10 protein-coding genes are annotated in these 13,223 nt (G+C 37.1%); 4 read left to right on the top strand and 6 right to left on the bottom strand.

Annotation, left to right across the window (positions count from 1 at the left end; genetic code table 11):
* Positions 1-64: 64 nt before the first annotated feature.
* Entirely contained in the window at positions 65-1,069 is a 1,005-nt protein-coding gene (locus H0S58_RS03630; protein ID WP_195727167.1) for a CobW family GTP-binding protein, read from the bottom strand.
* Positions 1,070-1,616: 547 nt separating this feature from the next.
* Here H0S58_RS03630 and H0S58_RS03625 point away from each other — a divergent pair.
* Positions 1,617-1,838: a hypothetical protein gene (locus H0S58_RS03625; RefSeq protein ID WP_053578483.1), complete on the top strand. Its 222-nt coding sequence runs from the start codon at positions 1,617-1,619 to the stop codon at positions 1,836-1,838.
* A 216-nt stretch (positions 1,839-2,054) separates the two neighbouring features.
* Here the strand turns inward: H0S58_RS03625 and H0S58_RS03620 are convergent, their stop codons facing one another.
* Together H0S58_RS03620 and H0S58_RS03615 are read right to left on the bottom strand one after the other, a co-directional pair.
* Complete coding sequence (locus H0S58_RS03620; RefSeq protein WP_092717525.1) at positions 2,055-2,567, bottom strand: acyl-CoA thioesterase; 513 nt, start codon at positions 2,565-2,567, stop codon at positions 2,055-2,057.
* 308 nt (positions 2,568-2,875) lie between these two features.
* Entirely contained in the window at positions 2,876-3,868 is a 993-nt protein-coding gene (locus H0S58_RS03615) for a patatin-like phospholipase family protein (RefSeq protein WP_092717244.1), read from the bottom strand.
* Between the two features lie 136 nt (positions 3,869-4,004).
* On the opposite strand from H0S58_RS03615, the gene chrA reads away from it, so the two are divergent.
* Positions 4,005-5,207 carry a chromate efflux transporter gene (gene chrA, locus H0S58_RS03610; RefSeq protein WP_195727166.1) on the top strand — a complete coding sequence of 401 codons (1,203 nt, stop codon included), beginning with the start codon at positions 4,005-4,007 and terminating at the stop codon, positions 5,205-5,207.
* Positions 5,208-5,368: 161 nt separating this feature from the next.
* Here chrA and gltS read toward each other — a convergent pair whose 3' ends face one another.
* Positions 5,369-6,598 (bottom strand): sodium/glutamate symporter, encoded by a 1,230-nt coding sequence (gene gltS / locus H0S58_RS03605; RefSeq protein ID WP_053578487.1) that lies wholly within the window; start codon positions 6,596-6,598, stop codon positions 5,369-5,371.
* Positions 6,599-7,160: 562 nt separating this feature from the next.
* On the bottom strand, positions 7,161-8,522 hold the full coding sequence (locus tag H0S58_RS03600) for a DcaP family trimeric outer membrane transporter (protein ID WP_195727165.1): 1,362 nt from the start codon (positions 8,520-8,522) through the stop codon (positions 7,161-7,163).
* 379 nt (positions 8,523-8,901) lie between these two features.
* Between H0S58_RS03600 and H0S58_RS03595 the strand changes: the two genes are divergently transcribed.
* Complete coding sequence (locus H0S58_RS03595) at positions 8,902-9,609, top strand: nitroreductase (protein ID WP_092717255.1); 708 nt, start codon at positions 8,902-8,904, stop codon at positions 9,607-9,609.
* A 58-nt stretch (positions 9,610-9,667) separates the two neighbouring features.
* On the opposite strand, the gene H0S58_RS03590 is transcribed toward H0S58_RS03595, so the two are convergent.
* Positions 9,668-10,876 carry a multidrug effflux MFS transporter gene (locus H0S58_RS03590; protein ID WP_195727164.1) on the bottom strand — a complete coding sequence of 403 codons (1,209 nt, stop codon included), beginning with the start codon at positions 10,874-10,876 and terminating at the stop codon, positions 9,668-9,670.
* 136 nt (positions 10,877-11,012) lie between these two features.
* Here H0S58_RS03590 and yccS point away from each other — a divergent pair, with 136 nt between their 5' ends.
* On the top strand, positions 11,013-13,187 hold the full coding sequence (yccS, locus tag H0S58_RS03585; RefSeq protein ID WP_195727163.1) for a YccS family putative transporter: 2,175 nt from the start codon (positions 11,013-11,015) through the stop codon (positions 13,185-13,187).
* Positions 13,188-13,223: the final 36 nt, after the last annotated feature.

Here is a 13,223-nt window from a genome sequence, read left to right as displayed (position 1 = left end):
AAGTCCTCAAATTTGGCGCTTAGCATATAAGATTTAAACAGTTTTTGCTGTGCTGTTTTTAAATTTAGTCAGACTTCAACTGACATTTAAACAGTTGTTCTTCAAATAATTGCCAATCTCGCTGGTCTTGTACAATAATTTCAATTCGGTTATCAATATTTTCTTCAGTAGACTGATAATTAAATTGAGAAGGATTAAAATTAAATGTTTTCCAGCCTTGATTGGTATAAAAAATACCTTTGATTCTCAACCAATTTTGTTGCTCACATAACAAATCCAATAAAGGATAAAAATCAAAAAGCCAACGTTTTGGCAGCTTCCAACCTGCAATGCTATAGCCTTGCGCTGTTTCAAAATAATGATAAGGCAATTGTTTAATCTCAGGCAGACTCTGCCCAACCGCTATTTTTTTTTGTAAATGAAGTAGAGGCTGAATTTTACGTTTGATCCCGCTATAAGGTAGATTGATTTGTTCAAGTGTAATTTCGCCTTGCGTACTCATCAGCCATGTTTGCTGATAAGCCTGATATTCATTTTTTAAATTATATAAGGCTTGATCATCTACAGACTTCATTCTATCCACATGGGAGATGATCATTATTTGTGCCGCTTTTAACTGATCTGTATATAAATTCTGCTTACTCCAAGCCTCATCATGTAAACGTGAGCCATCAACTACAGTGATGAGAGCCTGCATCGCAATATTTTGCTGCCAATGCGGTTCAGTCAATTGTTCCAAAAGTTGCGCTGGATGTCCGAGGCCGGTCGGTTCAATAAACAAGCGATCTGGCTGAGTTTCTGAGATTAATCTGGACAATGCGATTTGCATTGGCAATTGACTGCTACAACACAAACAGCCTCCCAGTAATTCTTTCACTTCATAGCCTTCAGTTTGGGTCAACATGTGCTGATCTACACCAATTTGACCAAACTCATTCATCAGTACGGCCCATACTTCATGTTCAGGCTTTTGAGTCAGTAGATATTTCAACAATGTCGTTTTACCCGCACCTAAAAATCCAGAAATAATATGGGTGGGAACGGCTTTTATGGCAGGAATGAGTTTCAAAACTTAATCTCTATCAACTTTAGGAGCGCTTTATATAAAGCAAAATTGGATAAATGCGATCAGGCATTTTCTCATTTTAAACTACTTTGGTCTTTTTTAACGTGAACTCAATGCAATGCTCACATCCTTTAATTCTTTTTTACTTTGACCCACTTCAGCTCAACTGTGATTTATATGTTTAGCGACCTTTTAAACCACTAATTCTATTTTAATTTGAAAAATGAAATATATATTTACATTTTTAGAAAAAAATATAGTGCTCATAAACCTGATTTTTTTAATTTTTTGTTTTATCTCGGTGAGTAAAAATGATCAATAAGCACAAATAGAAATATCTACATACATTTTATGTCCACTTTTAAAGCGATTTGTTACATGAAATTAACATTAAATCATGACATGTATTTTTCACGTTAATTGAACTGTTTCACTTTGTTGCTTTGATTGATCCTGAACTCGAACAACTTTAGCATGAGCTCCAGTTCGTGTTTATGTGATGGTAAATATGAACTGTTTAATTTTTTAATGAATATTAAGGATGCCTAAAATGAAATTAACTCAAATCTTACTTGCTTCTACTTTTGCTTTTGCCACTGCAACTACTTTTGCTGCAACTGCTGAACAAAAAACTCAAGAAAAAGTGGTCGTTTCTACGCAAGAGCAACCTGAAACAACAAATCTTGGATCTGCCGCTGGCCAACCTTCTTCAAATCAACCTGCATCAGAAGCAGCTGCACAAGAAGCACCAGCGCCATCAGCCGCTCAATAATTTTTAAAATGAAGTCTTAATGAATTATTTGCTTTAGTTTGTGCAAATTAATCATTAAGTCTAGAAGCTGGATGAATACTCATCCAGCTTCTTTTTTGACATTCTATTTTTTAAATCCATTTAAAATTTAAAAATAATCTTACAAAACTAAAAAAACCGCATAAATGCGATTTCTTGATTCCATATTTTTGAATATTACTTAATATTGAATAATACTTATGATTTTTTATAAATACTGCAAGATGGGTGATGACTCTCTTGTAAACGAGCCACTTTACGCTGTTCAGCAGCTTCAAAACGACACCGCTTCCAGTCATTGTCTAAAGCCAGTGCCGGAATTTTTTGTGGTTTGCCTTTTTCATCTACAGCGACCATAGTGAAATAACAGCTATTGGTATGGCGAACAGTACGTTTTTGAATATTTTGTGCTTCTACACGAATACCAATTTCCATGGATGTACGTCCTACATGGTTTACACTGGCCAAAAAAGTGACCAACTCACCCACATGAATGGGTTCTTTAAAATTGACTTTATCTACTGACAAAGTCACCACATAACTGCCTGAGTATCTGCTAGCACAAGCGTACGCGACTTGATCCAATAACTTTAAAATTGTTCCACCATGCACATTTCCTGAAAAATTGGCCATATCTGGCGTCATTAAAACAGACATGGTTAATTCAGACTGGTCATCTAATACTGGAGCAATTTGATCTAATGGGGACATCGCTTTCTCTAGACTCTTTAGCAGACAATAGTATTGGCCGTGATTATAACTTTTTTCAACACGCTTGGCGGGCTTATTGCGCCAGAAAGCCATCATTATTATTTATACTAATTTTATTTCCATTCAGAAATCTATATTTATAAACTTTCAGCTCTAGTCAGTGCAGACAAACGAATCAAAAAATGAAAATCGCGGTAATAAACATCATCGATAACTTTTATACTTTCATGGTAGTCAAAAATATCCAGTATTTAAGCCCTTTAAAAGACCTAGCCTGCCATAAATTCTCTCTATCAGATCACGTTAAATTAATCTTGAGCAGTGAGTTGTCGCGTTTTAACAGGAGATGAATCGTTCTTTTGAGCAATAGCAGTAAAAATAGCATTGAGTTGTTTTTGTGCAGCATCCCTTCCCGCTTGGATCGTAATTTCACGATTTTTCACATCGAAAATATGCGCTTTTTCTTTTAACTCAGGTTGAATGATCACATCTGCATATTGCAATTCTTCTCTGGCTAGATGATTTTGCATAATATTAATATTTTGATTAAACAACCCCCATACATTACTGGTTTCTGTGTGAATAGGCTGTGCCAAAATATCAACTGCAATTATAATATCTGCACCTAAATCATGCGCTACTTCCACAGGTACAGGACTCACCAAGCCGCCATCTACATATTCATCTTCACCAATTTTTGTGGGAACAAACATGCTCGGAATAGAGACTGAAGCACGTACAGCCTGTCCAGTATTCCCATAGTTAAAGACCACTTTTTTGCCTTCTTTTAATTGCGTTGCCACCACATACATGGGCGTTTTCAGCTTTTCTAGAGGGGTATTATTCACTTGTTCATTGACATAGTTTTCTACTTTTTTACCGTCAAAGAAACCTTTTAAATCAATTTTTACATCTCGTACATCATTGGCTTTCATATTTAAAGCAATATCACGCAATTCGTTTGCTGTTTTACCGCTGGCGTAAATGGAACCCACAATACTGCCTGCACTGGTTCCCACAATAAAATCAGGATGAATACCGTGTTGTTCTAAGACTTGAATGACACCGATATGAGCATAACCACGTGCTCCACCACTTCCGAGCACCAAAGCAACAATGGGACGTTTTTCTTGTTTTTTTAATTTTTTAAAGTCCAAACGATCTGTATGCACTTGAGCTTCAGCTAAGGTAGATTCAGATAAACTGACCGATCCCTTAGTAATACTGGACTGCGGAATACTTTGACACCCTGCTAAAATAAATAGAGTACAAGCAATAAAGCTATATTTCATACATATCATCGACTATAAAAAATTAAGTATGCCTTTTAAGCGTTGCTTAGTGTATGCGCAATTTTAAAACAAAAATGTAGTGTTTCGTTAAACCGTCATCTCAAAATATTACACTTTAAACCGTTCACCTTCACTAAAAGCAACCATGCCTATACTTTATTATCACACCATTTTTTTTACGTTTTTAAAACTAGGTTGCCTGTCATTTGGTGGTCCTGCTGCACATTTGGTATTTTTTCATCAAACTTGTGTGAAACAATTAAACTGGTTAGATGATGCTGAATATGCTCAACTGGTCGCATTGGCACAAATATTACCTGGACCGACCAGCAGTCAAGTCGGGCTGGCTATCGGTTATGTCAAAAAAGGCTATTACGGCGCTGTTCTGGCATGGTTAGGTTTTACCTTACCTTCTGCCTTACTCATGACCTTAATTGCCGTTTTAGGTCAATCATTTTTTCCATTCATATCTTCAGCATTTTTTCACAATATTCAATTGGTTGTATTAGCAGTGGTCATTTGGGCGTTTTGGCAAATGTTACGTAGTTTTTGTACGCAACTGTGGCAATACATCCTAATGTTGAGTTGTACCTTGCTACTTTACACCCTCGACTTAGCCATCAATCAAATTCTCATCATTTTTATCGCAGCACTTGTAGGAATAGGCTTTAACCGGTTTTCTCCGCTTGTTCAGGGGAAAAAATCTGTTGATCAGGCTTTCATCAGCCAAGTTTCTTTGACCCAAAAAATGAATACTTTCTTTTGGCTGCTTCTGTTTATTTTGCCATTTTGTCTATTTCAATTTTTCGCTGCTTTTCAGGCTGTGACATTTTTTGAAAGTTTTTATCGCACCGCTTCTCTAGTGTTTGGCGGTGGGCATATTATTTTGCCTTTTTTACATCAGGATTTTGTCACCAGCAATTTAGTTTCAGCGGAAAAATTTGATTTAGGCTATGCTTTTGCTCAACTTATGCCTGGTCCGTTATTTAGTTTTGCAAGTTATATAGGCGCTTTAATTCCCATTACTGATTATCCCGTATTGAATGCTGGAATTGCGACGATCAGTATTTTTCTGCCCTCTTTTTTTCTTATTTTTGCAACTTTACCTTATTGGTCATGGTGGATGAATCAGACCTATATTCGTCATGCTGTTATCGGTATTAATGCAGGCGTCGTCAGTCTACTTCTTTACTTGCTCATTGAAATGGCTACAGATTCGATTATCCACTTTACCGATTTCATTTTTGTCACTGTGGTGGTTGGATTATTGAAAACACAACTGCCTGTTTGGCTCAGTTTAGTGGGTAGTGTTTTTGTCTATCAGATTATATTTTTTCTTTTAACATGAAAATAAATCACGATTTCATGCAGTCATGAATCTATTGATTTAAAGCGATACAAACAGTGTTTTTTACTGGCCCAATAACAGCTCAATCTAAAATAAAAAATGCCAGTCAATTCAGCAATTGACTGGCATTTGAATCAATTCATTTTTTTAGAATCAATCGATTAACCAAAGAATTGTAAAATGCCTTGAATCACCACGACATTCACCAAATCAATGAAAAATGCACCTACCAAAGGCACAATTAAAAATGCTTTATGAGATGGACCGTACATATTGGTAATCGCTTGCATATTCGCAATCGCATTTGGCGTTGCCCCCATTCCGAAACCACATAATCCAGATGCCAATACAGCAGAATCATAGTTTTTGCCCATCACTCGGAATGAAACATAAACAGCAAAAAGCCACATCGCAATCGATTGCGCAATCAGAAGAATAATCATCGGAATCGCCAAATCTGACAATTGCCATAATTTAAGTGACACCAAAGCCATCGCTAAATACAAAGCCAATGCAGTATTGCCAAAAACATCAATTGAACGGTCAAAAATTTCTCGTTTAAAAATGCTTTCAACCACATTACGGAGCAAAATACCGCCTGCCAATGCCCATACAAAAGTAGGCAACTCAAATGCAGTCCCGATGGTTAAGTTTTTCAAAATTTCTGCAAAAGCCAAAGCAAAAGCAAACATTCCCAAAGTCACAACAGCATTGTCAGCAGTAATCAGACGAACTTTGTGTGGTGCTTCAAATGCATACTCTTGATCAGATAACGGAGCTGCATCTTTTTCCTTACGCACTTCTGAATTTAAAGGCATCGCCAGTTGATGCTTTTTAATCAGATAACGTGCCAAAGGCCCACCCATCAATCCGCCTAGAACCATACCAAAGGTTGCACTGGCAATCCCCATCGGTAATGCACCTTCAACCGCATATTTGGTTTCAAAAATTGGCCCCCAAGCACCTGCTGTACCTAAGCCACCAATTAAAGCAATAGAGCCTGCAATGACACCCATTAATGGATCAAGACCAACGGCACTTGCAACCACCATACCTACGCCATTTTGCACAATCACAAAAACAGAAATAGCCAGTAAGAAAATCAATAATGGTTTGCCACCTTCTCTTAATTTGGCAAAGTTGGCACTTAAACCAATTGAAGCAAAAAACATAAGCATGAATGTATCTTGCATCGCTTTATTGACTGAAATGGTGTAACCCGCAAAATGGTGAAAGAGATAAAAAATAATCGCACCGACTAAACCACCAGCCACAGGTTCAGGAATATTATATTTGGTTAGAAATGGAATGTATTTATTTAAAATACGTCCCATGTAGAGCACCAACACAGCAAGCATTAAACTGAATGTTGGATTTAAAATGTAATCCATAAATTTTCCCTAAGCGCACAAAATTATAGTTTTTTATACGCTATCCATATAAATGTTAACTTAGCTTTTATAAAGAATAAGAAGATTTGAACTGTAGCCAAATCTCACAAAAGTGCTTCTTTATAAAAATATTACCGACCAAGCCAAGTTAAAATTCAGAACTTACATCAATTTGATTGAAATCATCAAATGCTGAGAAACGAGGTACACTGATTTAAACAGACCATCGAATCGTTCATTTCCGCCCTCAGCGTCAGCATTTCATTTTTCTTGCACTCTTAGCCTTAAAATCATTTAGATTAATATCTTTGCAGCAAGACTGAAATATTCATCTAGACAATTGAATGACCCTTTTTAAAGAATCAAGATGATTAAAAGTGCGACATTATGCATTTATTTTAAGGAAATTTTTTATTTTTTTACACTTTTAGCGATCATTTGAAATTATAGTTTTTTGATTTTGATTTATAAAATAAATATTTAGAATAAACAATCACTAAGACAAATATTTAAAACAAAAAAAAGAGGTGAATAAATCACCTCTTTGATTTTCATTTTTAAATTAGAAACTATATTTTGCCATCAAACCAATACGATTATCTTTATAACTTTGGCCTGCAAATGTTTCACGCTTACCATTAATATATTCTACACCCAAGTCAATTGGAGCAACAGGTGTGTAAATAAAGTTAATCCAAGCCTGTTGTACGGTCTCATTTGCGGTATCGTTCAGTTGAGCATAGTCCGTGCCATCATCGGCAAATAACGCACCGTATGCGAGTGTCGAACGTAAAGTAGGAGAAAATTTATAAGTTGCACCTACTTGAACCGCATTAAACTCATTTTGTTCAATATCGCCATTAACTGGATTTAAATAGAATGCAGAATTACTACCATATAAGTAATTGCTGTTACCCACAACATGAGAAACATCCGCAGATACTTTTAATGGATCAGATACTTGATAATTTACACCAGCCGCAACGCCCCAACCTAGTTTATCATCATCACTCGTTTCAGATTTATACTGTTCAACTAATGCACGACCTGAAACGCTACCTTTACCATCAGCAAAACCTTGGGTTAATTTAGCTGTTAATACTGGTAAAGTATATTTCACACCAGAACTAACATTTTCATTGGTTACTTTAGTGTCTATAACATTACCTGCATTATCTCGGATTAGCGTCGTAGTTTGTTTAAAAGCTGTTGCAGAGCTATTCCCTTCTTCTGCTGAAACAAAGAGTTTGGTTGTTGGAGTTAGTTTAAAACCATAACGTACTTGCGGAATACGTGCAGTACCACCGCCCACGTTTGTCCCAAAATCGATCATTTCTGGTGCATGATTTGATAAGAAGTTAGACGTTGTTTGACCAAACAACCAATCGTTGTAGGTTAAATAAGCATGACGAATACGAAGCGCTTCATTGGTTCCAGCAAAATCTACTTCAATTTTACCGCCAACTTTGCCAGTTTCAACAGGAGTACTGAAATCTAAACCTAAACGTGTCGTTTTTGCAGTTGCACGTAATTTATCTGTGGTTTTTCCATCTGATGAAGCCACTTTATTGAAGTCATCATCTGCACCCTCAATAATATAGTTGGCATCACCACGTACATAGCCGTATATGTTTACACTTGCGCCTGCTTTACTTTTTAAACCTGTGAATGAAGTCTCAGATTTAGTTGCTGGAGCAGCGGCCAATTGTACAGGTTGAGCCTGAACTTGCGCGATTTGGGTTTGCTGTTGCTGCTGAACTTGATGCTGCTGTTGCATTAAGGATTTTAATGCTTCTACTTCTTTGCGTAGTTCTTGAATTTGTTGTTGTTCAGTTTTACCTGCATGCGCTGTGCTCACCATAACCGCAGTGATTGCCACTGCTAAACCTTTAACCATAAATTTACCGTTGAGTAAGCGACTCATTTTAATCTCCAATTTAATTATTCCGCATCCGTGCATCTATGATCTTAAAACTTAAAATAAATAGGCAGTTCACTCTCTATTTTAAGTCTCAAAAACCATGCAAATTATGCTTACCAATACAGTGAAAAGCCTAAAATATTTAAAAAAATACAACACATGCAAACTATATGCTGTCATGCATATAGCAAGTTATATGCCATATTAAAATCAATTTTATCGAACAAAAACTAAAGAATAATTCTTTTTTTAGATTGATATCTAAAATATAGTCAATGTATTCTTAAAGTTAATGTAGATTTACATAAAGTCTGAGAAAGAGCTATTCGACGAATGTATATAATCGAAAAGGCTAAAAAATATCATTTCAAAAGGAATTTTCATGAATTTGGATCAAGTTCGCTACGTAGATGATGCGATTACATCGCGCCATTCAGTTCGCGCTTTTTTAGATAAAGCTGTGGACGTGCAAACCATTAAAGATATTTTGAATGTCTCCTGTCGTGCACCCTCTGGGACCAATACACAGCCTTGGAAAGTGTATGTGGTGACGGGCAAAAAACGCGATAAAATGATCGAACGGGTCTGTAAAGTACAGAATGAAATATTCAGACAGCCTGAACTTGCTGAACAATATCAAGAAACTTTTGCTTATTATCCCGAAAAATGGATTTCTCCGTTTATTGAACGCCGTCGTGAAAATGGCTGGGGTTTATACGGTTTATTGAATATCCAAAAAGGCGACAAAGAAAAAATGGCGCGTCAGCATTTGCGTAATTACGAATTATTTGATGCACCTGTGGCCTTATATTTCACTGTCAATAAAGGCATGGGGATTGGAGCCAAGATGGATATTTCAATGATGCTGCAAAATGTTATGGTCGCGGCAAAAGCCCGTGGCTTAGATACTTGCCCTCAAGCGGCATGGAACCATTTTCATCAAGTCGTACTGGATGAGCTAGGTGCACCTGAAGATGAAGAATTGGTGTGTACCATTGCCCTCGGTTATGCCGATCCGAACGATATTATCAATACGTTTATTACCCCTCGCCTTGCGGTTGAAGAATTCACTGTGTTTCTAGACGCATAAATGCCTTTATAAAAAAAGAGACCTGTATCAGGTCTCTTTTTTATGACTTCAATTCAAATCATGACTCTGTTGCTAAGCTTGATGTTAATTTCAGAATGCAAAGTATAGTAATTCCGACAAAAATCAACATCAAGATCCCCATATTTAAAAGTGAATTCCAGACTAGAAAATTCAAAATTATCCCACCCAGCAAACCACAAGCAAACTGCATACTGCCCATAATTGCACTGGCTGTTCCTGCTCGCGCCCCTTGCTGAGACATGGCTAAAGCCATGGCATTTGGTCCAGTAAAACCAATACCAGACACCGCTAAAAACATTCCAAGCATGATAATCCATAAGCCAATATCATGCATAAAACCAGTAATCAATAAAATTAATGCACCCAAGAATTGTAATACAGCACCCATTTTCAAACGTGTAAATACATGAAACTTATAAGCCAATTTTTTATTGAGGGTCGAGAACAACATAATCCCAAAGGCATTTAAGCCAAAAGCATAGGCAAATTGCTGTTGATTTAGACCAAATTCATCCATCAGTACAGAAGCTGATGCACTGATGTAACAGAATAAAACCCCGCCAGAGAAACAGCCCGCCAACATCGGCCATCTAAAACTGTCATCTTTGATAATGACACTATATAAATTTAAGATTTGCTTCAGGTTTAATTTTAAACGGCGTTCTGGTGCCAAGCTTTCCTTAAAGAAAAAGTGAACACACAGCAAACACACTAAGCCCATCAGCATGAGACAGACAAACACCGCATGCCAAGTAAAGAATTTCAGTATTATCGCTCCTAAACTGGGGGCAATAATGGGTGCAATTCCCATGACAATCATCATACTTGCGAACGCTTGTGCAGAAGCCTGCATATCTAAACGATCACGAATGGCTGCCCGTGCAATCACAACCCCGACGCAGCCGCCCACTGCCTGTAAAATACGTGCTGCAATTAAACTCCACTCATTTGTAGCGAAAATACACAGTGCACTTGCTACAATATAGAGCGTTAAGCCAAAATATAAGGGTTTTTTTCGACCAATTCGATCACTGAGCGGTCCATAAAATAATTGTCCCAGAGCTAAGCCCAAAAAGTATGCTGGCAAAGTATTGGCAACCATTTGTGTACTTACCCCAAAATCCTGAGCCATTTGCGGCAAGGCGGGTAAATACATATCAATCGACAACGGACCTAAAGAGGTCAGTAATGCCAACAGCATAATCCATGCTGTAGAATATTGTGGAGTAGCGGGTTGTGCAGACATATAATTACTTAATTTTTAAATCAGAGTTTTAAAGACTAGCTTACACTGTACATCGTATTATTTCTAAGAATTGAATGTGAAAAGTCACATAATTTCACTTCAAGCGACATCGATCACTTTGAGGTAAGGACATAACTTGAAATCTTGGCTCACACGTATTAAGCAAACCACTTACAACACCACCTTCATGTACAACATACGGATGGTGATTGCATTTTCAGGTACCGCTTTTGTTCCATATTTTATGGGGCATCAAATTGCAACGATTCCACTGACTCTTGGCGTTGTAGCAGCAGGTTTAAGTGATATTGACGACCGTTTTTCGGTTCGTATTATGAACCTGATTTATACCTATATTGGTTTTTTCATTACTGCTGTTTCGGTTTATCTTTTATTTCCTTATCCCATTTTATTTGCTCTAGGGCTGATTGTCTCATGTATCGGCTGGATACTCCTCGGTTCACTGGGTCGACGTTATGCCACTATTTCCTATGGATGTCTGGTTATTTCGGTTTATTCCATGTTAGGCGTTGGACTATTCGATCATTGGTATACACAAGCCCTTCTTTTGGTCATCGGCGCTGCTTGGTATGGTCTAATTTCGACTATTAGTTTTTTATTATTTCCTGTTCGCCAAGTTCAAGATAAATTATCGCAATGCTATTCCTCATTAGCAGACTTCCTGTTTGCTAAATCTAACTTATTTGATGTTGATATGACGCCTAGCAGTTATCAACACACCATGATTGAATTGTCTTTGGAAAATGGCAAATTGGTGGGTATTTTCAATGAAATGAAAACCGCACTTTTAACCCGTCTCAAAGGAGATCGAGGACAAAAAGATACTCGTCGTAGCCTGCAATATTATTTTGTGGCTCAAGACATTCATGAAGGTGCAGATTCAGCCCATATTGATTATCAAAAACTGGTTAAAATTTTTGAACACAGTGATATTTTATTCCGCTTTCAACGCGTTTTATCGATTCAGGCCAAAGCATGTAAAGATTTGAGTTATAGCATTTTACACCGCGAAACCTACCAACATAACACGCGTTTTAAGCATACTTTTGCCAATCTAAAACTGTCATTAGAGAAATTACGTGCAGAACAATACTATGATCAAGTTTCCGTCAATGCACTTTTCGCTTTATATCAAAATTTAAAATCAATTGATGCTCAACTGCGTAATGTTGAAACGGAACGACATATCAAATTCGATAAGACCAAACATATTGAAAATCAACTGAAAGATGATGATTTAAAAGGCTGGGATGATATTGTCATTCGAATAAAACAGCATTTGACCCCAGAATCGGTGTTATTTCGTCATGCTGTACGAGTGTCCATTGTTTTACTGATTGGTTATGTGTTTGTTCAAGTCAGCAATATTGAATATGGTTACTGGGTATTACTGACAGCGCTTTTTGTGAGCCAGCCTAATTTTAATGCCACTAAACGACGTTTGCGCTTGCGTATTGTCGGTACACTGATCGGTATTATTTTAGGTTATACCATCTTGTACTTTGTTCCATCTATTGAAGGACAATTATTGGTTCTCATTTTAAGTGGGGTGCTGTTCTTTGAATTACGCAGTAAACAATATGCACAAGCTACTGCTTTTGTTACCATTTTGGCGCTGATTAATTTTAATCTAGATGGTGTAGGTTTTGCAGCGGCGTTGCCTAGAATGATAGACACCTTAATTGGCTGTGCACTGGCATGGTTTGGTGTGAGTTTCATTTTTCCGGACTGGAAGTTCCGTCGTCTGTCTCGTACCATCAATCGTTCTCTGATCGCGCAATGTAATTATTTGGCAGAAGTAACCGAGCAATATAAATTTGGTCGCAATAATGGTTTGAAATATCGTGTGGTTCGTCGTGCTGCACATAATAATGATGCTGAACTCGCTTCCCTAATTTCAACCTTGGCCACAGAACCTGATTTTGACCCCACTCAAAAAAGTTTAGCATTCGAATTCTTATGTTTAAATCATACCCTGCTCAGCTACATTGCTGCTTTGGGTGCACATCGTGAAAAATTAGAAGATCAGGAAGTCCTTCAATTGTTAGAACTGGGTTTAGACAATATTCAAGGCTCATTACTCAAAGATGAAATGCCCGATCTTAATATTCAAAATATGCTCAGTACCATTCGTCAACGTCTTGCCCACAATGATGAAGAGGATCAAAGTGCTTTGATCGTTTTACAACAGCTTTCTCTCATGTTTAGTATCTTGAAACAGCTCAGTCGCTTAAAACAAAGTCTAAGTCATGACCGTGATGAAAAATCTACTGAATTGGCTTCATTATAAATAGGATGATTTTGGAACAATATACTCACTGAATGA

The organism is Acinetobacter sp. TTH0-4 (assembly GCF_015602665.1).
GTDB lineage: Bacteria > Pseudomonadota > Gammaproteobacteria > Pseudomonadales > Moraxellaceae > Acinetobacter > Acinetobacter albensis.
Note: the sequence above shows the minus strand (reverse complement) of the source record. Positions and strands in the feature narration are given on the sequence as shown.